The sequence below is a fragment of the Achromobacter sp. MYb9 genome, assembly GCF_002975275.1.
In the GTDB taxonomy this organism is placed as follows: domain Bacteria; phylum Pseudomonadota; class Gammaproteobacteria; order Burkholderiales; family Burkholderiaceae_B; genus Achromobacter.
In genome coordinates this window covers 250,490-274,575 of the sequence record NZ_PCOQ01000006.1, presented here as the reverse complement: position 1 = coordinate 274,575, position 24,086 = coordinate 250,490, and the positions used below count along the sequence as shown (strand labels likewise).

21 protein-coding genes are annotated in these 24,086 nt (G+C 66.8%); 7 read left to right on the top strand and 14 right to left on the bottom strand.

Translation table 11 applies throughout. From position 1 onward, the window contains the following. Positions 1–51: 51 nt before the first annotated feature. The 4 genes from CQ050_RS12345 to CQ050_RS12330 form a co-directional block, all read right to left on the bottom strand. Positions 52–1,047, bottom strand: a complete 996-nt coding sequence (locus tag CQ050_RS12345; RefSeq protein WP_105557106.1) for an acryloyl-CoA reductase — start codon at positions 1,045–1,047, stop codon at positions 52–54. Positions 1,048–1,066: 19 nt separating this feature from the next. Beyond that, on the bottom strand, positions 1,067–2,236 hold the full coding sequence (locus CQ050_RS12340; protein WP_105557105.1) for an acyl-CoA dehydrogenase family protein: 1,170 nt from the start codon (positions 2,234–2,236) through the stop codon (positions 1,067–1,069). Between the two features lie 18 nt (positions 2,237–2,254). After that, positions 2,255–3,238 (bottom strand): tripartite tricarboxylate transporter substrate binding protein, encoded by a 984-nt coding sequence (locus tag CQ050_RS12335; RefSeq protein ID WP_105557104.1) that lies wholly within the window; start codon positions 3,236–3,238, stop codon positions 2,255–2,257. Positions 3,239–3,330: 92 nt separating this feature from the next. Continuing rightward, entirely contained in the window at positions 3,331–4,497 is a 1,167-nt protein-coding gene (locus CQ050_RS12330) for an acyl-CoA dehydrogenase family protein (protein WP_105557103.1), read from the bottom strand. 211 nt (positions 4,498–4,708) lie between these two features. Here CQ050_RS12330 and CQ050_RS12325 point away from each other — a divergent pair, with 211 nt between their 5' ends. From CQ050_RS12325 to CQ050_RS12315, 3 genes are all read left to right on the top strand, one after another. Further along, the gene (locus tag CQ050_RS12325) at positions 4,709–5,506 is read left to right on the top strand and encodes an IclR family transcriptional regulator (RefSeq protein ID WP_105557102.1); all 798 of its coding nucleotides are present in this window, start codon (positions 4,709–4,711) and stop codon (positions 5,504–5,506) included. Further along, positions 5,496–6,269 carry an IclR family transcriptional regulator gene (locus CQ050_RS12320; RefSeq protein ID WP_105557101.1) on the top strand — a complete coding sequence of 258 codons (774 nt, stop codon included), beginning with the start codon at positions 5,496–5,498 and terminating at the stop codon, positions 6,267–6,269. Before CQ050_RS12325 ends, CQ050_RS12320 begins: the two co-directional genes overlap by 11 nt. 163 nt (positions 6,270–6,432) lie before the next feature. Then, positions 6,433–7,629 carry an MFS transporter gene (locus CQ050_RS12315; protein WP_105557100.1) on the top strand — a complete coding sequence of 399 codons (1,197 nt, stop codon included), beginning with the start codon at positions 6,433–6,435 and terminating at the stop codon, positions 7,627–7,629. Positions 7,630–7,683: 54 nt separating this feature from the next. Here the strand turns inward: CQ050_RS12315 and CQ050_RS12310 are convergent, their stop codons facing one another. The 8 genes from CQ050_RS12310 to CQ050_RS12275 all read right to left on the bottom strand — a co-directional run bounded on the left by CQ050_RS12310 (position 7,684) and on the right by CQ050_RS12275 (position 17,814). Next, positions 7,684–9,858 (bottom strand): TonB-dependent siderophore receptor, encoded by a 2,175-nt coding sequence (locus CQ050_RS12310; RefSeq protein ID WP_105557099.1) that lies wholly within the window; start codon positions 9,856–9,858, stop codon positions 7,684–7,686. A 44-nt stretch (positions 9,859–9,902) separates the two neighbouring features. After that, positions 9,903–11,363, bottom strand: coding sequence for a DUF3526 domain-containing protein (locus tag CQ050_RS12305; protein ID WP_105557098.1), 1,461 nt, complete (start codon positions 11,361–11,363; stop codon positions 9,903–9,905). Between the two features lie 12 nt (positions 11,364–11,375). Beyond that, positions 11,376–12,764, bottom strand: coding sequence for an ABC transporter permease subunit (locus tag CQ050_RS12300; RefSeq protein ID WP_105557097.1), 1,389 nt, complete (start codon positions 12,762–12,764; stop codon positions 11,376–11,378). Further along, complete coding sequence (locus CQ050_RS12295; protein ID WP_105557096.1) at positions 12,761–13,471, bottom strand: ABC transporter ATP-binding protein; 711 nt, start codon at positions 13,469–13,471, stop codon at positions 12,761–12,763. Before CQ050_RS12295 ends, CQ050_RS12300 begins: the two co-directional genes overlap by 4 nt. A gap of 173 nt (positions 13,472–13,644) precedes the next feature. Then, entirely contained in the window at positions 13,645–14,955 is a 1,311-nt protein-coding gene (locus tag CQ050_RS12290) for an MFS transporter (protein ID WP_088590806.1), read from the bottom strand. A 25-nt stretch (positions 14,956–14,980) separates the two neighbouring features. Then, entirely contained in the window at positions 14,981–16,129 is a 1,149-nt protein-coding gene (gene dgoD / locus CQ050_RS12285) for a galactonate dehydratase (protein ID WP_105557095.1), read from the bottom strand. Continuing rightward, positions 16,126–16,779 (bottom strand): 2-dehydro-3-deoxy-6-phosphogalactonate aldolase, encoded by a 654-nt coding sequence (locus CQ050_RS12280; RefSeq protein ID WP_105557094.1) that lies wholly within the window; start codon positions 16,777–16,779, stop codon positions 16,126–16,128. Before CQ050_RS12280 ends, dgoD begins: the two co-directional genes overlap by 4 nt. A 9-nt stretch (positions 16,780–16,788) precedes the next feature. After that, positions 16,789–17,814 carry a 2-dehydro-3-deoxygalactonokinase gene (locus tag CQ050_RS12275; RefSeq protein ID WP_105557093.1) on the bottom strand — a complete coding sequence of 342 codons (1,026 nt, stop codon included), beginning with the start codon at positions 17,812–17,814 and terminating at the stop codon, positions 16,789–16,791. Positions 17,815–18,068: 254 nt separating this feature from the next. Between CQ050_RS12275 and CQ050_RS12270 the strand changes: the two genes are divergently transcribed. Further along, positions 18,069–18,890 (top strand): IclR family transcriptional regulator, encoded by an 822-nt coding sequence (locus CQ050_RS12270; RefSeq protein WP_105557131.1) that lies wholly within the window; start codon positions 18,069–18,071, stop codon positions 18,888–18,890. Positions 18,891–18,896: 6 nt separating this feature from the next. On the opposite strand, the gene CQ050_RS12265 is transcribed toward CQ050_RS12270, so the two are convergent. After that, complete coding sequence (locus CQ050_RS12265) at positions 18,897–19,841, bottom strand: LysR family transcriptional regulator (RefSeq protein ID WP_105557092.1); 945 nt, start codon at positions 19,839–19,841, stop codon at positions 18,897–18,899. Between the two features lie 101 nt (positions 19,842–19,942). Here CQ050_RS12265 and CQ050_RS12260 point away from each other — a divergent pair, with 101 nt between their 5' ends. Genes CQ050_RS12260 through CQ050_RS12250 form a run of 3 tightly spaced genes read left to right on the top strand, consistent with a single transcriptional unit; the run spans position 19,943 to position 23,446 of the window. After that, on the top strand, positions 19,943–21,418 hold the full coding sequence (locus CQ050_RS12260) for an aldehyde dehydrogenase (protein WP_105557091.1): 1,476 nt from the start codon (positions 19,943–19,945) through the stop codon (positions 21,416–21,418). A 4-nt stretch (positions 21,419–21,422) separates the two neighbouring features. Beyond that, complete coding sequence (locus tag CQ050_RS12255) at positions 21,423–22,445, top strand: NAD(P)-dependent oxidoreductase (RefSeq protein ID WP_105557090.1); 1,023 nt, start codon at positions 21,423–21,425, stop codon at positions 22,443–22,445. Between the two features lie 41 nt (positions 22,446–22,486). Then, positions 22,487–23,446 (top strand): tripartite tricarboxylate transporter substrate binding protein, encoded by a 960-nt coding sequence (locus CQ050_RS12250; protein WP_105557089.1) that lies wholly within the window; start codon positions 22,487–22,489, stop codon positions 23,444–23,446. 6 nt (positions 23,447–23,452) lie between these two features. Here CQ050_RS12250 and CQ050_RS12245 read toward each other — a convergent pair whose 3' ends face one another. Then, the gene (locus tag CQ050_RS12245; protein WP_105557088.1) at positions 23,453–24,073 is read right to left on the bottom strand and encodes a glutathione S-transferase family protein; all 621 of its coding nucleotides are present in this window, start codon (positions 24,071–24,073) and stop codon (positions 23,453–23,455) included. Positions 24,074–24,086 lie beyond the last annotated feature (13 nt).

Genomic DNA, 24,086 nt, shown 5'->3' with positions numbered 1-24,086 from the left:
TCAGGAAACGCGATCAGAAGGGCGCTTACGAAAGACGCTTAAGAAAAGCGCTTAGGAAAAGCGCACGACGCTGCGGCCGGTGCTGCCGCGTTCAAGCATGGCGGCCAAGGCCTGCGGCAGGTCGCGGGGTTCGATTACGCGCGAGGCCAGCGCAAGGCGCGTCGGACGGTAGTCGGTGGCCAGCTTTTGCCATAGAGCGCGGCGCAGCGGCATCGGACTGTTCGCGTTGATGCCCAGCAGCTTGACGCCGCGCAGGATGAACGGGATGACCGAGGCGGGCAGTTCCGCGCCGCCCGCGTTGCCGAAGGCGGCGACGACGCCGTCGGGCCGCACGCAGGCCAGGGCGTGGGCCAGCAGCTTGCCGCCGACGGAATCGATGACGCCGGCCCAGCGCGCGCTCATCAGCGGTTTGAACGCGCCGGACAGGTCGGGGGGCGCGACGACGTTCGCGGCGCCCAGCGACCGCAAGTAATCGGCGGCTTCCGGCTTGCCGGACATGGCGCAGACCGTGTAGCCGCGCTGGCTGAGGATGTCGATGGCAATGCCCGCCACGCCGCCGGTGGCGCCGGTGACCAGCACTTCGCCTTGTTCGGGCGTCAGGCCGCAGTGTTCCATCCAGTGCAGCGACAAGGCGGCGGTGTAGCCGGCCGCGCCCAGCACGGCGGCGTCGCGCAAGCTGATGCCGTTCGGCAAGGGCAACACCCATTCATGCGGCACGCGCGCATATTCCGCGTAGCCGCCGTCGCAATCCACGCCGATGCCGAAGCCGTGCACCACCACCTCCTGGCCGGGCGCAAGCGCCGGGTCGGCGGAATGGACCACGGTGCCGGAGAGGTCGATGCCGCCGATACGCGGATAGTCGCGGATGACGTTGCCGCGTCCGGCCTGGGCCAACGCGTCCTTGTAGTTCAAGCCGGCGTAGGCGACCTTGATCAACGTGTCGCCAGCGGACAGCGCATCGGCCGTCAGCGTGTCGAAACGGCCTTGCGGGGCGGCGCCGTCCTGGCCGGCATGCAGGCGGTATGCCTGGAATTCGAGGGAAGCCATAAGGGTCTCCAAAAAGCGGTCAGGCGCGCGCCAGCAGGCGGCGCGCCAGCGTGGCGCGGTGCAGCTCGTTGGCGCCGTCGTAGATGCGGAAAGGGCGCATTTCCTGCCAGACCATGGCGACGGGGGTGTCGTCCGACAGTCCCGTGGCGCCCATCATTTGCACGGCGCGGTCGGCCACGCGGTTCACCGCTTCGGACACGAACACCTTGGTCATGGCGCTGTGCTGTTTCACGGACAGCCCTTGATCCATGCGCTGCGCGCAGTCCAGCGTCATCAGCCGGCTGGCGTGCAGGTCGATGTGCGAGTCGGCAACCATGGCCTGGATCTGCTGCAGATCGGCCAGCCGCGCGCCGAAGGACTCGCGCTGTGTGACATAGGCCTGCGCGGTCTCCAGCGCGCGGCGGCTGCGGCCGATGTAGCGCATGCAGTGCGACAGGCGTGCGGGCTCCAGCCGCAACTGGGCATATTCCAAGCCCCGGCCGGGTTCGCCCAGCACGGCGTCGTCGCCCACGTCGCAGCCATCCAGTTCGATCTCGGCGTGGCCGCCGATCTGATAGCCCGTGACCATGCCGATATCGCGCACGACCCGATAGCCCGGTGTGTCGGCGGGAACGACGAATAGCGTGACGCCCACGTCCGTCTGCGCCAGCACCAACGCGAAATCCGCGCCCACGCCGCCGCTGATGAACTGCTTGTGGCCGTTCAGCACCCATCGCTGGCCGCGCCGTTCGGCGCGGGTGCGCAGCATGGACGGGTCGGAGCCGGCGCCTGGTGCCGGTTCGGTCATGGCGAAGCAGGCGCGCTGTTGCGCGCGGACCAGGGGCCGCAGATAACGCTCCTGTTGGGCGGGCGTGCCCAGGCGCAGCAAGGTCAGCATGTTGGGCTGGTCGGGGGCCGCGCAGTTCAGGGCGGCGGGGCCCAGGAACCCACGCCCCGCCTCTTCAAGCACGTGGGCCAGGGCGTGCCAGCCCAGGCCCAGCCCGCCCCATTCCACGGGCAACTGCGGGGCATACAGGCCGGCCTGGCGGGCTTGGTCGCGCAGGCTGGCCACGCAGCGGTCCAAGGCCGCCACATCGCGGGCAATGGCGGGGGACTCCGCAGGGATGGCGATGTCGTCCACGAACTGGCGCACGCGAGCGCACAGGTCTTGCAGCGCGGCGTGGCCGCTGGGGTGCGGGTTGGGTTGCATGGTGTTCTCCGTCCAGCGCTATTGGATCTTGGTCCCGGTGGACTGCACCAGCTTGCCCCACCACACGGTTTCGTCGGCGATCTGCTTGGCGAATTCTGCTGGCGAACTGCCCAATGGCTCGGCGCCCAATTCCTGGAATCGCTTCCGCAGTTGCGGGTCCTGCAAGGCTTTGACGACGGCGGCGTGCAGGCGGTCGACGACGGCGGGCGGGGTGCCGGCCGGCGCCATCAGGCCTTTCCACGCCATCACCACGAACCCGGGTTGGCCGGCTTCGTCGAAGGTCGGGACGTCGGGCGCCGCGGAGGCGCGCTGGTCGCTGGGCACGGCCAAGGCGCGGATGGTGCCCGCCTTCACCTGCGGCAACAGCGCGGGCATGTTGTCGATCATGAAATCGATGTGGCCTGCCACCAGGTCCGTAATGGCGGGGCCGGTGCCTTTGTAGGGCACATGCACGGCTTGCAAACCGGCCTTCTGCTTGAGCAGTTCGCCGGCCAGTTGCGCGGGCGATCCGTTGCCCGGTGAGCCGAAAGAGAGCTTGCCGGGATTGGCGCGGACGTATTGCAGGAATTCCTGCAGGGTCTTGGCGGGCAGGGACTTCGTGACCACCATCAGGTTGTGCTCTTTTTCGATGCACGTGATGGCGGTGAGGTCCTTGGCCGGGTTGAACGGCATGTTGGCGTACAGGCTGGGGTTGATGACCGTGGGGCCGGCGGCGGCCAGCAGCAGCGTGTAGCCGTCGGGGGCGGACCGGGCGACGTAGTCGCCGCCGATGTTGCCGCCAGCGCCGGGCTTGTTTTCGACGATGACGGGCTGGCCCAGGATCGGGTGCAGCGCTTCGGCCAGCAGACGCCCAAGGATGTCGGTGGAACCGCCCGGGGCAAACGGGATGATCAGCCGGACGGGCTTGTCGGGGTAGGCGGCCGCGGCCTGTGGCGCCACGACGGCGAATGCCAATGCGGCCGCCGTGGCGGCGATCCATTTGGGCAAGTGCTTATGCAGCATGTCAGTCTCTCCTTTGGTTCAAGACCCGTTTTGTTGAACGGGCCGGATGGGCCGCCGGCTTCTATTGGCTGCGGTCCCGGATTTGCCCGGGCCTAGCGGCCGGGCGCGTAGCCCGCCTGGGTCAGCGTGTGGCGGGCGATGGTCAGTTGATGGATCTGGCTGGTGCCTTCGTACAGGCGGAACAGGCGCACGTCGCGATAGAAGCGTTCAATGCCCTGGTCGGCGATGTAGCCGTAGCCGCCATGCATCTGCACGCAACGGTCCGCCACGCGGCCGCACATTTCCGACGCGAAGTACTTGCAGATCGAGGCGTTCAGCGTCACGTCCTGGCCGGCGTCGCGTTCGCGCGCCGTTTGCAGCACCAGCGCCAGCGCGGCCTGGATTTCCGTCTGGCAGTCGGCCAGCATCGCCTGGATCAATTGAAAGTCCATCAGCGGCTTGCCGAACTGCTGGCGCTGGGCTACGAACCGCATGGTGTCGTCCAGCATGCGGATGGCCGGCCCGATGCACAACGCGGCCAGATGGATGCGTTGCTTGTTCAGGACTTTCATGGCCGTCTTGAAGCCCATGCCTTCCTGACCGCCGATGATATTGGCGGCGGGCACGCGGCAGTCGTCGAAATGCACGGACGAGACGGGTGAGCCCGCCTGCCCCATCTTGTCGTAGGGCTGGCCGGTGGACAGTCCGGGCGTGCCGCGTTCCACGATGAAAGCCGAGATGCCGCGGGCGCCAGGCGCATCCGGGTCGGTGCGCGCCATGACGGTGAACAGGCCCGCCAGCGGCGCATTGGTGATGAAGCACTTTTCGCCGTTCAGCACATAGCTGTCGCCGTCGCGCACGGCGGTCGTGCGCAGCGCGGTGGCGTCCGACCCGGCCTGCGGTTCGGTCAGGGCGAAGCAGCCCGTGAGTTCGCCAGACGCCATGCGGGGCAGGTAGTGCGCCTTCTGTTGTTCGGTGCCGTCGGCCACCAGGGCTTCGGAACCGATGCCGGTGTTGGTGCCGACCCGGGCGCGGAACGCCACGGAGCATTGGGACAGTTCAATCGCGGCGCGGATCAGCTCTTCGGTGCTCATGCCTGCGCCGCCGTAGGCTTCGGGAATCGAGTAGCCGAACATGCCCTGGGCGGCCATGGCGCGCACCAGATCGTCCGGCACCTCGTCCAACCGCGCCACTTCGGCCTCGCGCGGCGTCAGCTGTTCGCGGACAAAGCGGCGCAGCGAATCGAGAAAGGCGGGAAAGCCGTCGGGGTCCCTGATCATGAAGTGTCTCCGTTTTTCTAGGTGCCATGCCTGCCGAGCGGGGTGTACCGGCCCGGGGCGACTGGGAACCCAGGCTAGCAAAGCGCCGCCAAATGCGAGACAAGTGTTTTGCTATCTTGAACGCGCGGCAAGCAGGAGCGTGCGGTGTTGCTCTATCATCGACGGCAAGGGCCCGCGCATTCGCCGCGGCGCCGACTACCGGATAGCGACCATGACCACGCCCTTGGGCGGCCGCCACCCCGATCCTGCTTTCGCCACCACGTTGGCGCACGGCCTGTCTTTGCTACAGACGTTTCGGCATGGCGAACCGGCGCTAAGCAACCGCGAACTGGCGGATCGCACCGGGCTGTCCAAAGCGACGATTTCACGGCTGACCTATACGCTGGTGCAGCGAGGCCTGCTGCGCTACGACAGCAGCCTGCGCCGCTACCGGCTGGGCACGGCCCTGCTGTCGCTCAGCTATCCGCTACTGGCCAGTATCAAGCTGCGGCAGCTGGCGCGCCCGCTGATGACGCGCCTGGCGAATGCGGCCGGCGGGTCGGCGTCGCTGGGCATGCACCACGGCATGCACATGGTGTACCTGGAGACCTGCCGCGGCCATGACGCCGTGGCGTTCCGGCCGGATATCGGGGCGATGCTGCCCATGTTGCAGTCCGCCATGGGGCGTGCGTGGCTGGCGCAGGCCGATGCCGCCGAAGCCGATGCGCTGCTGGATGCGTTGCGCGCCCAGGATCCCGCGGCGTGGCAACGCAATGAGGCGGGATGGGAGCTGGCGCGCCGGGATTATGCGCAGCATGGTTACTGTCTGGCCGAAGGCGATTGGCACACCGATGTGCACGCCGTGGCGGTGCCGATGCGGCGGCGCGTGGACGGGCAGGTCTTTGTGTTCAATTGCGGCGTGCCGCTACGGCGGCTGCGCGGCCGCGACTTGCGCCAACGCATCGCGCCGCGTTTGCTGAGCCTGGTGGCGCGGGTTGAAAAAATGCTGGAGCGTCAGGATGGCGCCTGACCGCGACCGCGATTTCGCCACCACCCTGGCGCATGGCATCGACATCCTGGCGTGTTTCCGGGCGGATCGGCCCGAGCTGGCCAACAGGGATTTCGCGCAACAGACCGGCCTGTCCAAGAGCGCGGTGGCGCGATTGACGCACACGCTGGTGGAACTGGGCTTTTTGCAGCGTTCGGGGCCGCCGGCCCGGTATCGGCTTGGCGCGTCCGTGCTGGCGCTGAGCTACCCGTTGCTGGCCAGCATGCAGATCCGCCAACTGGCACGGCCGCTGATGAAACAGTTGGCCGACCACGCCCGGGGCGCGGTGTCGCTGGTGGTGCGCGACCGGCTGCAAATGGTGTTCGTGGAAACCGCCAGGTCCAACGACGCCTTGCAAACCCGCCCGGACATCGGCGGGTCGTTGCCGCTGCTGGCCAGCGCGGCCGGCAAGGCCTGGCTGTGCCGGGCGCCGGACAGCGAGCGGGCCGCCGTGCTTAACCAGTTGCGCGTGGCCGACGCGCGCTACTACGCGGAACATTTCCCCACCCTGGAGACCGCCGGCCGCGATCTGGAGCGCAAAGGCTATTGCGGCAACAACATGCAGTGGCGCCCGGACGCCTTCGGCTTTGCGGCGCCGCTCTGCCGTCCCTATCAGTCGCTGCTGTATGTGTTCAATTGTGGCGTGCCTTCCGGCGATGGCCCCTACCGGGAGCGCGCCGCGGACATCGGCCCCCGCCTGGTGGCCCTGGCGCGCGAGACGGAACGGTTGCTGGGGCTGACTTAGCCGGATTCGTGACCCCAAGTCAAAAGTGTTTGCCCGTCAGACGGCTTTTTCCGCAAGGGTCTCGCCGTCATACTGCACGCCTGTCTAGCCGATATGCCCGCCAATTCTGGCCGGCCACGCCCCAGGAACACCCTGCCGGCGCGATCGAACTCGAGGAATCCGCATGAACCCGCAAGAAACCCAGCCGGTGAAAGCCGGCCTGCCATTGTTGGCGCTCGCCGTCGGTGCGTTCGGCATCGGCGTGACCGAGTTCTCTCCCATGGGGCTGCTGCCCGTCATCGCCGAGGGCGTGAACGTGTCCATCCCCAGCGCCGGCATGCTGATCAGCGCTTACGCGATCGGCGTCATGGTCGGCGCGCCGCTCATGACGCTGGCGTTTTCGCGCTGGTCGCGGCGCAAGGCGCTGATCCTGCTGATGGCCATCTTCACCATCGGCAACATCCTGTCTGCGCTATCCCCGAATTACACGACGCTGCTGCTGGCGCGTCTGGTCACCAGCCTGAACCACGGTGCGTTCTTCGGCTTGGGCTCGTTGGTGGCGGCCAGCGTGGTGCCGCGCCACAAGCAGGCGAGCGCGGTGGCAACCATGTTCATGGGGCTGACGATCGCCAACGTGGGCGGGGTGCCGGCCGCTACATGGCTGGGCCAGGTGATCGGCTGGCGCATGTCGTTTGCCGCGACGGCCGTGCTGGGCCTGGTCGCCATGTTGTCTCTGTGGTTTGCGCTGCCTGCCGGAGAAGCCGGCCGCCGTCCCAACGTGCGCCATGAACTGGCCGTGCTGAAGAGCCCCGTCGTGCTGCTGGCGCTGCTGACCACCGTGTTGGGCGCGGGCGCCATGTTCACGCTCTACACCTATATCGCGCCGACCCTGGCGGACATCACCGGCGCGTCGCCCGGCTTCATTACCGGCATGCTGGTGCTGATCGGACTGGGCTTCACGTTGGGCAATGGCCTGGGCGGCCGCATGGCCGATCGTTCGCTGGACGGCACGTTGATCACGTTCCTGGTGATTGTCATCGTCGACCTGCTGGCGTTCCCGTGGATCGGCTCCACGCCGGTCGGCGCGGCCGTTTCGCTGCTGATCTTCGGCGTGGCGACGTTCGCGGTGGTGCCGCCGTTGCAGATGGGCGTGATGCGCGCCGCGACGGAAGCGCCGGGCCTGGCGTCGTCGGTGAACGTGGGCGCCTTCAACCTGGGCAACGCGGTGGGCGCCGCGGCGGGCGGCGCGGTGATCTCCGCGGGCATGGGCTACGCCGCCGTGCCGATCGCCGGCGCGGTCATCGCCACGGCCGGCCTGGCCCTGGTGCTGGTGCAACGCGCCGCCAACCAGCGCCGCAGGCTGGCGATGCAGGGCTGCTGATTTCCTGCATGGCAACAGCCGGCCCCGATGTAGACGGGGCCGGCTTTTTGTTGTCTAGAAGTCGAACGATGCGGCAAGCTCGTAGGTACGTCCGGGCGCCACCAGGACCTGGCTGGTGTCACGTCCGCCGTAGTAGGCATACAGCTTGTCGGTCAGGTTGCGCACGCGGAAGGTCAGCAGCGCGGGACGGATCCGGTAGCTGATGGCCGCGTCCACGGTGGTGTAGCCGTTAATGCGGACCTGGTTGGCGCGGTCGGTGTAGATTTTGCCAGTATGGTTCAAGCCAACGAAGAGGTTCATCGGCACGTCCTTGAAGCGGTAATTGGCGTACACGTTGACGATGCGTTCGGGTACGTTCGGCGGGGTGTTGCCGATGCGCGAGGTGCCATCGCCTTCAATCAGGGAGTCGTAACGGGCGTTCAACATGGCGACATTGCCCGACAGCGTGAGCTGGGGCGTCACGCGCCAGTCGGCCGAGAGCTCCACGCCGCGCGACGATTGCCTGCCGTTGTTCACCGTCAGGGCGGCGTTGGCGGGATCCCGCGACAGCACGTTGTCCAGTTTGATGTGATAGACGGCCGCCGTCCATTCCACCGTGTCCAGGCTCTGCTTGAAGCCCAATTCCCATTGCTCGCCCTTGGATAGCGGGAAGTCCGAATCGGACTGCGACAGCAGGAACAGCGAACCCACGGGTAGGGTGGCATTGGTGTATTGCGCATAGACGGACGACGAGGGCGTCAGGTCCACGACCGTCCCCAGGCGCGCGGAGTTGGCGGAATACCGCGTGCCGAATTCGCTGCGCGTGCCGGCGTTCAAGTCGGTCACGCTGCGGTCCACGCGGATGCGGTCGTACCGGTAGCCGGCCACGACGGTCCACGGGTCGGCAAGCTTGAGCGAATCTTCGACGAACAGCGCCGCGCCGCGCACGTCGGTCGAGAAATCGGTGCGGTTGCCGGGGCCGCTCATCAACGCGGGATCGTCGTTGTAGTAGCCCACGTCCGGTTGGCGCAGCGAGACGCGCAGCGCGTCACCCGTGGCCGCGGTCCGGTTCGAGAAGCGCCGCTCGCTGTCCAGCCGGGTCTTGCTGAGTTCCCCGCCAATCACGAATTTGTTTTGCAAACCGGCCACCTGGCCGGTGTGCGTGGCGTCGAAGCGGTCGATCAGGTAGCGCTGATTGTGGGTGATCGTCGTCTGGTCGCGGTCCACCCACGACGGCGCGCGGAACACGGCGGATTCCGAGTTCTTCCACAGGCGGTCGACCTTGTTCACCGCGAATTCGTTGCGCAGGCTCCAGGCGGAGGTCAGGTCGTGGGTGACGCGGGCTCGCAGCCAGTACGCCTCTGCTTCGTTTCTGTCGTCCAGCACGTTGTAGTTGTTGCGCACCAGGTCGCGGTCAAGCACGCGGCCGTCGGGCGTGCTGACCGCGCCGGAGGGCGACGTGGCGACGCTGCGCGGAACCAGCGGCGTGCCCCAGTAGGCATGGCCCGTGTCGCGGGAATAGTCGAACGACAGGTCCAGGCGGGTGGCGGGCGCCACGTCGAAGGCGACTCCCGTGGTCAGGTGGTCCAGCTTGTTGGTGTTGCGCTCGATGGTGCCAACCTGGGTCTCGTTATGGCTGTAGTCGATGCGATAGGCGCCGGTCTGGCCGAAATTGTCGCCCAGGCCGATGCCGGTGCGCGTGGTGCCATAACTGCCGTAAGACACCATCGCTTCGCGGCCGGGGTTGTCGCGGTCGGGGCGCTTGGTCTGGAAATTGACGATGCCGCCGATGGCGCTGTCGCCTTGAAGCACGGACGCCGGGCCCTTTAGCACTTCGATGCGGTCGTAGTTCCAGGTGTCCTGGACGCGATTGGTCGAACCCGCGCCAGACATGCGCAGGCCGTCGTAAAGGTAGAGGATGTCGGTGAAACCGCGCGAAGACAGCGTGGTGGGCGACGAAGGCGGGCCGCCGCCTGCCATGCCGGTGACCCCGCGCAACGCTTCGCTGAGCGTGCTGGCCCCGCGCTGGCGCATCGCGTCCTGCGAGACGATTTCCACCGAAGCCGGCGTTTCCCGCAGCGTCAGGCCCAGGCGCGACGCCGTACCACTTTTGGCGTTCAGCGCCAGCCCTTCTGTTTCGCTGGCGGCTTCGACGCGGATGGCCGGCAGCTCCTTTTCGTCCTCTTGCGCTTGAACGGCAGGCACGGCCGCGCAGGCCGCAATCGCGGCGGCGGATACGACTTTCCTCATGATCTTTCCCGATGGACTTGATAAGTAATGCGTAACGCAGGGCGTCAAACGATGCGGTAACGGCGCAGCCGCCACGCCGCTAGGCTCAGCAAAAGCAGGGCGGGCGCCAGCAGTTGCAAAAGCGCGCGCAGTGCTTGCGTGCGGACGGCGGCGCGGTCTTCCTCTTGCCAATGAAATGCCGGCATGGCCGAGAAGTCCGCTGCGGTGATGGCGCGACCCTGTTCGATGCGCGGCAGGAAGAACGCCTTCCAGGCTTGGTGATAGGTGTCGATCTGCGCCATGAAATGCGCGTGCCGGCGCTGCCCGGTGCCCGCCAGCGCGGTGATGCCTTCATAGGCCACCGCTGCGGGGGATAACACGCTGTAGCGCGCCACCAGCGCTTGCTGGCGCTTGAGCTGCGCCTCGAAGCGCGACAGTTCCGTCGCCATGATGTCGTCCACCTGTCGTTCGACCCGGGCCTGTCCCAGCGGACGGCCGCTGATATGGATGCTGCCGTCTCGGGGCATCAGCGCATCGGGCTGGTCCATGTGTTCATAGTCTGATGACAGCAACGCCGCGTTGTCATGCATGGCCTGGGCGGTAGCCAGCCGCGTGCGCGTGGCCAATTCGGCGCGCGACGGCGCGGGGCTGACGAATGCGGCGGCGATGTTCAGCAGCACGGGCGTCACCAGCACCAGGGCAACCCACGCCACCATCAGCATCATGGCGTTGGCCGCCGACGATTTCCCGAAGGCGTTGACCGCCACCACCACGGCGAACCAGAACAGCGCATACGCGCCGACCAGCAGCACCCACCAGAGCGTGGCGTCCGACGCCTGCAATACCTGGGGACGCGCAAGCAGCAGCACGGCAAGGGGCGTCAGCACCGCCGCGCCCAGCAGCACGCCCGCGCGCACCGCGATCTTGCCTGCGATCAGCGTGGCCAAGGCAAGCGGTTGCGACAGCAGTAGCCGCAGCGTGCCGTCTTCCTTTTCGCCGGACAGCAGGTTGTAGCCCAACGCGAAAATCAGCAGCGGCAGCAGATAGACCACCACGAACGCCAGGTCGAAGTGGCCGCTGAGCAGGTGCCAGGGGTTTTCGATGTCGTTGTTGTGGATGAAGTTGACCTTGCTTTGATAGGTCACCCGAAACTGGGACGGGAACAGATCGGTCTGCCCCAGCGCCACGGGCGCCATGGCCACGCTGGGCATGATGGCGTAGTGCGCGCCCAGGCCGCCGCCCATGTTGGCGGGGCTGGCGGGGTTGCCGAACGGCGTCGGCGTTTCTTCGCCCGCCATGATGCGTTGCAGTTGCGCAAGCTGTGCGCTACGCGTCTGGGCATCGGCGTTTGCCAGCGCCGCCTGCGCGTTGTCGCGCAGGGACGTCTGCAGCAAACCGTTGAAGACGGCATAGCCGACCAGCAGCAGGAACAGGCCGCCGGCGATCCATAGCAGACGTTCTTTGGCCATCAGGCGCAGCTCGTGCCGGACGATCAGCCTGAAGCGGGGAAACTGGAAAGCGTGCACCGGGAAAAGCTCCTACAGGGGTTGCTGCCGGGCCACGGCGCGCCACGCGAAGGCGATGCTCAGCAGCAGGCCGGCGCAGAGCATCAGCAGGCCCATGGCGCCGCGCCGCAGCGCCCAGCCGGCGGTCGGCGTCTGGTACTGGAATTCAGGCACGCGCGCCCAGAGTTCGGGGTCGGCCTGATACGAAAAGTGCGCGTGGTCTTGCGTGTCGGCGTGCTGCACCAGGTCTTCGCTGACGATGTCCTGGATGACGCGCCGCTGCTGTTCGGCCGCCACGGTGAAGTTCCGGTGATGCGCGAAATCCGTCCCCGCCATGGCGGCCGAGAAGGCGCGAATGGCCAGCATGGGCATCAGCCATCCCGCCCCTTCCTGCACTGTCTGTTGCCGTTCCCACGTATCCCACAAGCCGCCGAAATGGCGGTCGTAGACGGCGTAGCTGGACTGGTCGTCCAGCTTCAGGGCCAGGCCCCATTGGTTCAGCGGCACGTCGCGGCTCCAGCGTTCGGTGGTGCCGAACGCCTGCATCCACACGCGGTCGGACGTGGCCTTCAGGTCGGCGTTCAACGCCTGGTTGAATTCCAGCCGTGTCGGGCTGGGGTACAGCGCGCGCGATAGCTCGGCCATCACGCGGGGCGCCACGACGGTATTGGCGATCCAGATGGCCAGCAAAAGGGTGATGGCGATGCGGGACGAACGCGCGGCCGCCGACACGCCCAGGGTGATGAAGACGAAGGCCGCCAGATACAGTGCATAACCGGATGCCAGCGCGGCGAACCGGAACAGCGCGTCGGCACGGCCGCCGGCGATCCAGACGGCGCCTGCCGCGATCAGCGCCGCGGGCGCCAGCAACAGCCCCAGACTCATGCCCAGCGCCGCCGCCTTGCCCCATAACAGGCGCCACGGGGCAACGCCCAGGCTAAGCGTCTGGCGCAGGATGCCCTGTTCGCGCTCACCCGAAAAGGCGTTGAATCCCAATACGATGACCAGCAGCGGTCCCAGCGCCTGCAGGATCCAGGCGGCCGACAGGTCGCCAAAGCGCTGCAGCCCCGTGGCGTCCTGTGCGGGCCGGAACTTCACTTCGCTTTGGCGATGGGCCTGGAGCCACACGGTGCTGCCGATGTACGGATTGATGCCGGGGTCCAGCAATGACAGTACGGCTTCGGGCTTGAAAACGTGCATGCCCTGGTGCGCCGCGTCGTGCGGGTGGCGTGCGCCCTGACGCAGCCAGTCGCGGTAGTCGGCATTTTGCGCGGCGGCCTGCTCGGCGCGCGCCTCCTGCTGGTGCGAATAGCCCACGGCCAGCGCCGTCAGCAGCAGCAAGGCAACGATGCCGCCCGCCCAGTACAGCCTGCCGTCGCGCAGGCGTTCGCGCAGATCCTTGATCGCGATCAGCAGGATCATGCGTCGACCCTCATGTGGTCCAGGTACAGGGCCTGCAGGTCCGTGGCGCCGATCTGCCGGCTGTCCAGGCTGTCGACCAGGCGGCCGCGCTTCATGATGCCGACGCGAGTCGCGGTTTGCCGGGCGTGGAACAGATCGTGGGTAGTGGCCAGGATCGCCACGCCGGATTCGCTGGCTCGCTGCAGCAGCCGGGTGAACTCGGCGGCTGCCGACGGGTCCAGGCCGGACGTCGGCTCATCCAGCAGCAGGGCGCGGGCGTTCTTGGCCAGCGCCACCGCGATCCAGACCTTCTGGCGCATGCCTTTGGAATACGCCGCGACGCGCTTGTCCGCCGCGGCGGCGTCCAGCCCCACTTCGTCCAGCAGCGCCATCAGGCGGTCGCGCGGCGGGGCGTGCCCCAAGGCCAACGCGGCGAAGTAGCGCAGGTTCTCCAACCCCGTCAGCGTGCCGTAGAGGTTCACCTGTTCCGGGATATACGCCACGTGCTGTTTGGTGGCCAGGGGCTCGCGCACCACGTCCAGGCCATGGATCAGCGCCTGCCCGCCGTCGGGCTGGATGAAGTTCAGGAACAGGTTGATCGTGGTGGTCTTGCCCGCGCCGTTGGCGCCGAGCAGGCAATAGATCTCGCCCGGCTCGATGCGCAGATCCAGCGGATGCAGCGCGATCTGGTCGCCGTAGCGTTTGGTCAGGCCGATGGCTTCGAGCACGGCGGGTCCTTCCTGGGTTCAAGTGTCGTTATTGATACGTTATATCATAACAATAAAACAGAAGGGCCCGACAATGCCATGCCGAATCGCAACGCATGTCACCGGCCAAAACGCAAAAAAAATGGGCACCCTTGCGGGCGCCCACTTCAGAGGGAAACGGCGGCAGGGCGGGGTCAGGCCTCGATCCGCTCCACTTTCCCGACCAGCAGGATGTACGACAGCGCGCCCAGCAAGGCCAGCGACGATACATACACGATCGCCGGCGCGAAGCTGTCTTTCGACACCAGGAAGCCGATGACGATGGGGGTGCAGATCGACGACAGGTTGCCGACAAAGTTGAAGACGCCGCCCGTCAGGCCCAACAGCCGCACGGGCGCCAGCGTCGACACCAGCGACCACGTGATCGACGCCAGTCCGTTGCCGAAGAAGGCCACGGCCAGGAAGAAGATGACCCACGGCGTGGAGTCAGTGAAGTTGGCGCCGATCATCGACGTCGAGATCAACAGGCCCAGGATGATCGGCAACTTGCGCGCCAAGCCCACGGTGGCGCCGCGCCGGATCAGGAAGTCGGACAGCACGCCCGAGCACAGCACGCCGACGAACGCCGCCAGGAACGGCACCGATGCCAGGAAGCCGGACTTGATGAAATCCATGCCTCGGTACTTCACCAGGTACGTCGGGAACCACGTCAGGAAAAACCACAGCGTGGAGGTCAGGCAGAACTGGCCCAGGTACACGCCCCACAGCTTGCGCTTGGTCATGACCAGCGCCAGGTCGTTCCAGTCGAAGGGGGCCTTCTTGGCGCGGGCGTTGCGGTCCAGGTCGACCACGCCGCCGCCTTGCTGGATCAGTTCGATCTCGGCGGCGTTCGTGCCCTTGAACTGGCGCGGTTCGCGGTAGATCAGGTACCACAGCACGCCCCAGACAATGCCCAGCAACCCGGTGCTGACAAACACCATGTGCCAGCCGTAGTGGTGCTGCAGCCAGGCCAGCACGGGCGTCAGGAACGCCAGGCCGACGAACTGGCCGGACGTGTAGAAGCCAATGGCGGTGGCGCGTTCCTTTTCGGGGAACCAGGTCGTGACCACGCGGTTGTTGATGGGGTAGGCCGGGGCTTCCAGCGCGCCGACGGCCAGGCGCAGCACGAACAGGATGACGAAGCTGCCGGCGAATCCCATGAAGAACGTGGCCGCCGACCACAGGATCAGCGCGGCGGCATACAGCACGCGGGGCGACACGCGGTCGACCAGCCAGCCGCCGGGGATCTGCATGGCGGCGTAGGTCCAGCCGAAGGCGGACAGGATCAGGCCTTCATGCACCGTGTCCAGGCCGAACTCGTCCTTGAGGGCGGGCGCGGCGATGGACAGGTTGCTGCGGTCCAGATAGTTGATGACGACGGTGATGAACAGCATCACCATGATGAGGTAGCGGCTGCGGGTGGGCCGCTGGGCGCTTTGCAGGCCCGCGTGGGTGGCGGTGGACAAGGGTGTCTCCTCTCTTTTTATCCGGTTACCACTCGGCGAAGCTGCCGTCGGCATGGCGCCAGATCGGGTTGCGCCAGCGGTGGCCCACGGCGGCGCGTTCCTTCACGTATTCCTCGTTGACCTCGATGCCCAGGCCCGGGCCCTGCGGAATCGCGACCATGCCGTCTTCGTAGGCGAAGACTTCGCGGTTGCTGACGTAGTCCAGCAGGTCGTTGGCGGCGTTGTAGTGGATGCCCAGGCTCTGTTCCTGGATGAAGGCGTTGTAGCAACCGGCATCGATCTGCAGGCACGTGGCCAGCGCGATCGGGCCCAGCGGGCAGTGCAGCGCCAGCGCCACGTCATAGGCCTCGGCCATCGCGGCGATCTTGCGGGTTTCGGTGATGCCGCCGGCGTGCGAGGGATCGGGCTGGATGATGTCCACGTAGCCTTCGGACAGCACGCGCTTGAAGTCCCAGCGGGAAAACAGGCGTTCGCCCAGCGCGATCGGCGTCGACGTCAGCGGCGCCAGTTCCTTCAGCGCTTCGTAGTGTTCGCTAAGCACAGGCTCTTCGATGAACATCAGCTTGAACGGGTCCAGCTCTTTCATCAGGACCTTGGCCATGGGCTTGTGCACGCGGCCGTGGAAGTCCACGCCGATGCCCACGTTGGGGCCGACGGCATCGCGCACGGCGGCGACGTTCTCCAGGCACTTCTCGACCTTGTCGAACGAGTCGATGTATTGCAGTTCTTCGGTGCCGTTCATCTTCACGGCGGTGAACCCGCGGTCCACGGCGCTCTTGGCGGCGGCCGCGGTGTCGGCCGGCCGGTCGCCACCGATCCACGAGTACACCCGGATGCGGTCGCGGACGTTGCCGCCCAGCAATTGCGACACCGGCACGCCCAGGTGCTTGCCCTTGATGTCCCACAGCGCCTGGTCGATGCCGGCCAGCGCGCTCATGTGGATGGCGCCGCCGCGGTAGAAGCCGCCGCGGTACAGCACCGTCCAGTGGTCTTCGATGTTGCGCGGGTCTTTGCCGATCAGGTAGTCGGACAGTTCTTCAACGGCGGCGGCCACCGAATGGGCGCGGCCTTCGACGACGGGTTCGCCCCAGCCGACGATGCCCTCGTCCGTTTCGATTTTCAGGAAGCACCACCGGGGCGGCACGATGTAGGTGGTGAGCTTGGTGATCTTCATGCTTGGGTCTCCTGGACGGGATAGGCGCGTTGCCAGGCCGCAATGAATGCGCGCGCGTTCTGGCCGACTTCGGTGGCCGACAGGCCGGGTTTGTACAAGGCGGAGCCCAGGCCGAAGCCACTGGCGCCCGCCTGGGCGTAAATGGAAAGGTTGTCGGGCGTGATGCCGCCGACGGGCACCAGCGCAATAGGCGGGCGCATCACCGCGCGCCAGGCCTTCAGTACGGCGGGGCCCAGCTGTTCGGCGGGGAACATCTTCAGCACGTCGGCGCCGGCGGCCAGCGCGGCGAAGGCTTCAGTGGGCGTGGCGACCCCGGGGCAGGACGCCATGCCCAGCGCCTTGGCGGCGCGGATCACCGCGGCATCGCTGTGCGGCATGACGATCAACTCGCCGCCTGCGTCCTGGATGCGGGCGCAGTCGTCGGGGTTCAGCACGGTGCCCGCACCGATCAGGCAATCGGTAGGCAGCGCCGCGCGCATCGCGCGGATGCTGTCCAACGGGTCGGGCGAATTCAGCGGCACTTCGATCAGGCGGAAGCCTGCGCGATAGAGTTCAAGGCCGATGGGCTCCGCTTCGGCAGGTTTGATGCCGCGCAGGATGGCGATCAGGCCGCAGTCGGCCATGGCGGTTTGCAGACCGGGATGGTTCATGTTGAGCTCCTAGACGGATGCCGAAGAAGGGGTTTCCGAGGCGACCAGTCCGGCACAGACCGCCAGATGCCATAAGCCGCGTTCGGTCGCGTTCTGGGCCTGTTCGGGCGTGCCCAGGCCGTAGTGGCGCATGGCCACGATGTAGCGCTGGCACAGCGCCGGGTCGCCGCACAGCACGATGCGAAGCGGTTCGCCTTGCTGGCGCAGCATTTCGGCAAGCGCGGCGACTTCGTGGCCGATCAAGAGGCCTGACAGATAGTCGGCTTGCGAGGCGGACGGCAGTTCGCCGGTCAGGCCCAGCGCGCGCGTGCTGAAGATGGTGGACAGCACGCCCGCGCGTCCGGCGGGGGCGCCCGCCACTTTCACGCCGCGCTTGAACGCGGCCATGTCGGCGGCGGGCGCTTCGCTCATCGTACGGCCCAGGATGGTGTGGCCGCGCAGCGCGGCGTAGACCTCGCCGGTCATGAAGGTGTCGAAATGCGTGACGCGGCCGCGGCGGGCGTTGACCCATTTTGAGTGCGTGCCGGGCAAGCCGATCAGCACGCTTTCCGTCGCGTGCGGGTCGGACGCGCCGACCTGGTCGAACATCACGCCGAAGACCTGCGTTTCTTCCCCGCGCATCACGTTGGGCAAGCCGTGGCGTTGGATCAGGCCGGGCACGATGTGCACGGGCGTCGCGTCGCCGCGCTCGACCCTGGTCAGCAGCGTGCCGATGCGTTCCAGATCGACGGGCACATCCAGGTAGGCGGCTTCTTTCCACCCTTGGGCGCTGCCGACCATGCCGCAGGCGATCACCGGCAACGCGGGTTCGGCGCGCAACCAGTCGCCGCAGGCTTGTTCGAACGCCAGGTCAAAGCCGGACAGGGCGGTGCTGGCGGCGCCGTCCTGCAAGGGTTGCGGCAAGCGCATGATGCCCCAGGGCAGGTGGCGGGTGTCCTGTGTGCGGCCCTTGGCATCCAGGCGGTAGGCGCGCAACGATGAGGTGCCCCAATCCAGCGCGATAAGCGCCGCGCGGGCGGGCGATCCGGTAGTCATCTGGTCTGTCTCGTCTCCGGCCGCAATGCCGGCTGCGGACAGCGCGTGGCGCGCGGAGCAGCGGGACGTTGCGGACCTTGTTGTCGAACGCGCCGGCTGCCATGAGGCGAGGGGCGCGCGTTGCGAAAAATTCTAGATCAGTGCTTGAAAAATCTCAAAATATAGAATTAAATCCCACATACAGGGAATTTGAGCCGGCACGGACTATGATGTGCGATCGAATTCCGCCGCCTTTGCTGTCTTTGCCCACGTTCATGACCTCTGCTGCCCTGTCTTCCGTTCGTTCCCCCTCGCTGGACCCCGACGCCGCCGCGCCCGCCGGCACGCAAACCCTGATGCGCGGCCTGGCCGTGGTGCAGGCCGTGGCCGATGGCGCACGCGACCTGAAAGAGATCTGCGCCCGTATCGGCGTGGCGCGCAGCACCACGCACCGGCTGGCCAGTTGCCTGGTCCAAGAGCGCTATCTGCGCGCCTTGCCCGGCGTGGGCTACGTGCTGGGACCCAAGCTGATTGAACTGGGCTTCCAGGCGCGCGAAGCGTTTCCCATGGCGACGCTGGCGCGGCCGTACCTGGACAGCTTGGCCGAACTGACGGGCGACACCATTCACTTGGCTGTGCGCGACAACGACGAAGTGCTTTACCTGGAAAAGATCCCCGGCAAAAAGGGGCTGGAAATGCGCTCGCGCGTGGGCCATCGCATGCCGTTGGCCGCCACCGGAGTGGGCAAGGCGCTGCTGCTGGACACCGAAGAGCCGCAATGGAAGGCGTTGCACCGTATCGGCGCGCCCGTGTCGTCGCGCACGCCTGGCGGACCGCAGACGTGGGAGACATTCCGCGACCGCATGCGCGAATACGCCGCGCAGGGCTATGCGTTCGACCTCGAAGACAACGAACCCTCGATCCGCTGCGTGGCCGCGCCTGTGCGCGACGCCTCCAGCGGCATCGTGGCGGCCATCAGCGTGTCCAGCACCGTGCCGTATATGTCGCTGGAACGCATGCGCGAAATGGTCGCGGTGGTGCAGGGCGCAGCCGCGGGTATTTCCGCAGAGATGGGCTGGAAGGTAGACCGCGGCTGACGCGATCTAGCGGGCCGGGGCCAGCGGCGGCAACGGCAGCAGTTGCGGCGCGATGCCGGCAATGACGGTCTCAAGCTGCGCAACCAGCGCCTGCGCGGCGGGCGACAGCGAGCGGTCGCGCCGATGCAGCAGCCCGATGTACCGGCGTGCCGAGGCATCGCCCAACGGGGTGCAACGCAGGCCGGTCAGGTTCAGTTCGGGTAACGCCAGGCGAGGCAGCACGCTGACCCCCAGCCCCTGGCGCACCATGCCGGCCGCCGTGCCCATGTTCGTGACGTCGTAACGCAGCGCCGTGGCCGGCGCGCCGACCTCGTCCCGCACTGCGCGGTCGAATTGCTGGCGCGCATTAGACCCTTGCGACAGCAGAATCAAGTCATAGCGAAGCACGTCGCGCCAATGCAGCGTGCGCTTGTGCTTGCCCAGCGGATGGCCCGCGGGGTAGATCGCGCAGAAGCAATCTTCCGTCAATGGCGTGAACGCAAGATCGGGGGCCGGCTCGGCCAGGGCGCCCACCGCGAACTCGATCTGATTGGTGCGCAGCAGGGCCACCAGCTCGTCGTTGTGCGCTTCCACGACGCGCACTTTCAAGGCCGGATGGGCCTTGCGCAGCGCGCCCACGGTGGCGGGCAGCAGCGTCAGCGCCGTCGACGGCAGGGCGCCCAGCGCGACGTTGCCGCGTCGCATGGCGGCCAGGTCGGCCAGGCCGCGGTACGCCTCTTCCAGGTCGGCGATGGGGCGCTGTACCCGGGAATGGAAATCCTGCCCGGCGGAGGTCAGGCTGATGCTGCGCGTGGTGCGTTCGAACAGGCGCAACCCCAGCACGTCTTCCAAATCCTGGATCAACGCGGTGAACGACGGTTGGGTCACGCCCAGCTGATTGGCGGCATGCGTGAAGGAACCGCTGTCCACCGCCAGCAAGAAAGCCTTGAGCGGCCGGTATTTGATATTCATAGCCATGGGCTAAGAATAGGGCAGAAATATCGATTTGTGTCTAAGAATGGTCCCGACCATGATGGCGTCTACCGAAGAACCTTCCGGATTCGAAAGACGCCATGGACGCATCTAGCCATAAGCCATTCCGACTGGGCGCCAATTGGCGCCGCAGCCAAGACGGCGACGCCGTCATCACTTCCATCAATCCCGCCGACGGCAGCATTGCCGGCATCGTCACGCGCGCGTTGCCGCAAGACGTGGACACGGCCGTTGCCATCGCGCAGGATGCCTTCTTGCGCCAGCCCTGGCGCAAACTGCGTCCGGACCAGCGCGCGGCGACCTTGTACGAGATCGGGCGACGCCTGTCGGCCGAGCGCGAGCCGCTGGCCCGTCTGCAGATGCAAGACAGCGGCAAGCCCTGGAAAGAATGCCTGAACATGGTGGATAGCGCGGCGGGGCATTTCCGCTATTACGCCGCCGTGTGCGAGACCTGGCAGAACGAAATGACCTCGCCGCGCGGCGAGTACTTTTCGATGGCGCTGGCGGAGCCGTTCGGCGTGGTCGCGGCGATCACGCCGTGGAACTCGCCCATCATGAACGAGGCCCAGAAGGCCGCGCCGGCCTTGGCCGCCGGCAATGCCGTGTTGATCAAGCCGTCTGAAGAGACGCCCCAACTGGCGCTGGAACTGGCGCGCATCTGCACCGAGGCCGGCCTGCCCGATGGCCTGTTGACCGTGTTGCCGGGCCACGGGGAAGACGTGGGCGCGGCGCTGGTCAAGCACCCCGGCGTGCGCATGGTGTCCTTCACCGGCGGAACGGAAACTGGACGCGCCATCGGCGGCATCGCCGGTCAGCGCCTGATCCCGGTGGGATTGGAACTGGGCGGCAAATCACCGCACATTGTCTTCGACGACGCCGACCTGGACCGCGCCGTGGCCGGCGTGATCTCCGGCATATTCGGGTCGGCCGGGCAGAGCTGCGTCGCGGGGTCCCGCCTGTTCGTGCAGAAGTCCATTTACAAGCGCTTCATGGAAACGTTGGTGGCGCGCACGGCGCAAGTGCGCGTCGGCTTGCCCGATGACCCGGCCACGCAGATGGGGCCGCTGGTGTCCCGGGCGCATCGCGACAAGGTCGCGGGCTATGTGGGCATCGGCCGCGCCGAAGGCGGCCGCGTGCTGGTGGGCGGCGCGGCGCCGGCGCAGGCGGAATTGGCCAATGGCTGGTTCTACCTGCCCACGGTGATCGATGGCCTGGGCAACCAGGCGCGCGTCTGCCAGGAAGAGATCTTCGGGCCCGTGCTGGTGGCATTGCCTTTCGAGGATGAAGACGACGTCATCGGCCAGGCCAACGACACGGCCTTCGGCCTGGCGGCCGGCATGTGGACGGGCGACTACGCCCGCGCCTGGCGCGTGGCGCGCGAGATCGAAGCCGGCTCCATCTGGATCAATACCTACAAGCAATCGCATATCGCAACACCGTTCGGCGGCTTCAAGGCCAGCGGCATCGGACGCGAAAAAGGCCTGCATGGCCTGCGCCTCTACAGCCAGGTCAAGAGCCTGTACTGGGGCCTGCACGACAAACCCATGGGACTGTGAACACATGAAGACCAACAAGACAAGCGCGGCGCTGCCGCTGAACGAATCCCGCATCCTGATTGCCGGCGCGGCCAGCCTGGTGGGCTCGCACACCGCCGATGCGCTGCTCGCCGCCGGTGTGCGTGAAGTGATTCTGCTGGACAACTTTGCCTTCGGCACGCCCGAGGCCATCGCCCACCTGCAAGGCAATCCGCGTGTGAAAGTCGTGCGCGGGGACCTGATGCGTCTGCCGGATCTGCTGGCGGCGACCGAAGGCGTGGACGGCGTGCTGCACCTGGCCGCCTACATGACGCTGGGCTTTGCCCAAACCCCGTGGCAGGCCGTCGACGTGAACATCCGCGGCGCGCAGAACATGCTGGAAGCCTGCCGCGTGAACAAGGTGAAGAAGATTGTCTTCGCGTCTTCCAATGCGGTTTACGGCTACGGTAGCGGTATCGCGGGCGCACTGGTCGAAAACGGTCCCTTCCATTCCGTGGGCGCGCCGCCGGCCGCCATCTTGTACGGCGCGTCCAAGATCATGGGCGAACAGTTGTGCCGGCAGTATTACCAGCAGGCCGGGCTGGACTACGTGGTGCTGCGGTATTCCACCGTCTACGGCGAACGCCAGCACTACCGCGCGGCCAACTCGCTATACATCATGGAAACCTATGATCGCGTGCGCAAGGGAGAGCGGCCGGTGCTGCCTGGCGACGGCACGGATACCAAGCATTTCGTGCACGTGTCGGACGTGGCGCGCGCCAATGTCGCCGCGTTTCAAAGCGCGGCCACGGACGTGGCGGTGAATGTGTCAGGCCCCGCGCCCATCACCACCGGCGAGCTGGTGCGCCTGGTGCTGGACTATTGCAAGAGCGACCTGCAACCCGAAATCAAGCCGGACCCGCCGGGTACGGTGCGGCTGACCTCCGGCGGCGCGTTCCACATTCCGCATGACCTGGCCGGACAACACATCGGCTGGGAACCCAAGGTGGGCATGGCGGAAGGCGTGGCCCGCCTGCTGGCCTGGCGCGAGGCGCAAGCGTCCGCTTGAGCCGCCGCGGCACGTAAAAAATAAATAACGAGGAGACAACCATGTTCTTGATACGCAAGGCGGCGGCTTGCGCCGCGCTGACCATGACCGGCTTGTGCGCGGCAATGCCAGCGTGGGCCTGGCCCGATCATCCGATTGAACTGATCGTTGGGTTCGCGCCCGGCGGCGGCACGGATCTTACGGCCCGTTCGCTGGCGGTATTCCTGGAGAAGGAGCTGGGCACCACGGTGGTGGTGCAGAACAAGCCGGGCGCGTCCAGCGCCATTGCCTTGTCCTATGTGGCGCGCGCCAAGCCCGACGGCTACACGCTGGCCATGACCAACATGCCGGGGCTGGTATCCCTGCCGATCGAGCGCAAGGCGGGCTTCGCCACCACTGATTTCACGTATCTGGCGAATCTGGTGCGCGATCCCAGCGCGTTCAGCGTCGCCAGCAATAGCCCTTATCAAACCTTGGACGCCTTGATCGCCGCCGCCCGCGAGAAGCCCGGTTCGATCAGTTACGGGTCCACCGGAGTCGGCACCGACGACCACTTGGCGCTGGTGCTGTTTCAGTCGCTGACCGGCACGCGCTTGAACCACGTGCCTTACAACGGCGCCGGGCCGCTGCGCAGTTCCGTGCTGGGCGGGCACACCGTCATTGGCGGGTTGAACCTGGGCGAGGTCATGCCGTATCACGGCAAGAACATGCGCGTCCTGGCGCAGGCCAGCGACAAGCGGTCGCCTTTGGGTCCCGATGTGCCGACGTTCAAGGAGCTGGGCGTGGACCTGGTGTTCGCGTCGGAGCGCGGCATCGTCGCGCCGAAGGACTTGCCGCCCGAAGTCTCCGACAAGCTGCGCCGCGCGTTGGGCAAGGTTGCCGCCAACCCGGATTTCCAGGCCCAGATGAAGCAGCAATTCACCGAAATGGACTACGTGGACGGGCCGCAGTGGCAAGAGCGGCTGAAGGGCGACGACGCGCGCTTGCGGCAGATCTGGGCGAAAACGCCTTGGGTCGAATAAGACCGGTTATTCCAGCGGCAGCGTCAGCACGCCTTGCGGGGCGGGGCGCATCATGACGCGACGGTACCAGGCGGAAAGCGCCGGCGTGTCGGGGCGCTGGATTGGCAGCGCCAGCCAGCGGTGCGCGGAACTGACCAGCGCGATGTCGCCGATGGTCAGATGGCGGCCCGCGATGAACTCGCGGCCCTGCAATGCCTGGTCCAGGATCAATGCGCGGGCGTTCGACCGCTTGACCGACTGTTCGATCGCGGCGGCGTCGCGCTTGTCTTCCGGCGTGCGGATCAGCCCCAGGAATGCCGGGACCATCGCGCCTTGCCATTCCGTCGTCTGCCAATCCATCCAGCGGTCGGCATCCGCGCGCATGCACGCGTCTTCGGGCCAGAGCGTGCCCACGCCATAGCGCGCGGCCAGGTAGCGGACGATGGCGTTGGACTCCCACAGCACGAAGCCACCGTCATCGATGACCGGCACGGTGCGGTTGGGATTCAGCTTGGCGAACTCCGGCGTGTCCACCACGCCGAACGGCCCGCCGGCCTGGATAAAGGTGTGCGGAAGCGCCAGCTCGCGCACGGCGAGCATCACTTTCTGCACGTTGACGGAAGTCAGGCGTCCCCAGATCTTCAACATATCCAGTCCTTGA

Bases quoted from the DNA above. Each gene is read 5' to 3' on its own strand.
- CQ050_RS12345 (WP_105557106.1), bottom strand. From the start codon at position 1,047: ATGGCTTCCCTCGAATTCCAGGCATACCGCCTGCATGCCGGCCAGGAC.
- CQ050_RS12340 (WP_105557105.1), bottom strand. From the start codon at position 2,236: ATGCAACCCAACCCGCACCCCAGCGGCCACGCCGCGCTGCAAGACCTG.
- CQ050_RS12335 (WP_105557104.1), bottom strand. From the start codon at position 3,238: ATGCTGCATAAGCACTTGCCCAAATGGATCGCCGCCACGGCGGCCGCA.
- CQ050_RS12330 (WP_105557103.1), bottom strand. From the start codon at position 4,497: ATGATCAGGGACCCCGACGGCTTTCCCGCCTTTCTCGATTCGCTGCGC.
- CQ050_RS12325 (WP_105557102.1), top strand. From the start codon at position 4,709: ATGACCACGCCCTTGGGCGGCCGCCACCCCGATCCTGCTTTCGCCACC.
- CQ050_RS12320 (WP_105557101.1), top strand. From the start codon at position 5,496: ATGGCGCCTGACCGCGACCGCGATTTCGCCACCACCCTGGCGCATGGC.
- CQ050_RS12315 (WP_105557100.1), top strand. From the start codon at position 6,433: ATGAACCCGCAAGAAACCCAGCCGGTGAAAGCCGGCCTGCCATTGTTG.
- CQ050_RS12310 (WP_105557099.1), bottom strand. From the start codon at position 9,858: ATGAGGAAAGTCGTATCCGCCGCCGCGATTGCGGCCTGCGCGGCCGTG.
- CQ050_RS12300 (WP_105557097.1), bottom strand. From the start codon at position 12,764: ATGATCCTGCTGATCGCGATCAAGGATCTGCGCGAACGCCTGCGCGAC.
- dgoD (WP_105557095.1), bottom strand. From the start codon at position 16,129: ATGAAGATCACCAAGCTCACCACCTACATCGTGCCGCCCCGGTGGTGC.
- CQ050_RS12280 (WP_105557094.1), bottom strand. From the start codon at position 16,779: ATGAACCATCCCGGTCTGCAAACCGCCATGGCCGACTGCGGCCTGATC.
- CQ050_RS12275 (WP_105557093.1), bottom strand. From the start codon at position 17,814: ATGACTACCGGATCGCCCGCCCGCGCGGCGCTTATCGCGCTGGATTGG.
- CQ050_RS12270 (WP_105557131.1), top strand. From the start codon at position 18,069: ATGACCTCTGCTGCCCTGTCTTCCGTTCGTTCCCCCTCGCTGGACCCC.
- CQ050_RS12265 (WP_105557092.1), bottom strand. From the start codon at position 19,841: ATGAATATCAAATACCGGCCGCTCAAGGCTTTCTTGCTGGCGGTGGAC.
- CQ050_RS12260 (WP_105557091.1), top strand. From the start codon at position 19,943: ATGGACGCATCTAGCCATAAGCCATTCCGACTGGGCGCCAATTGGCGC.
- CQ050_RS12255 (WP_105557090.1), top strand. From the start codon at position 21,423: ATGAAGACCAACAAGACAAGCGCGGCGCTGCCGCTGAACGAATCCCGC.
- CQ050_RS12250 (WP_105557089.1), top strand. From the start codon at position 22,487: ATGTTCTTGATACGCAAGGCGGCGGCTTGCGCCGCGCTGACCATGACC.
- CQ050_RS12245 (WP_105557088.1), bottom strand. From the start codon at position 24,073: ATGTTGAAGATCTGGGGACGCCTGACTTCCGTCAACGTGCAGAAAGTG.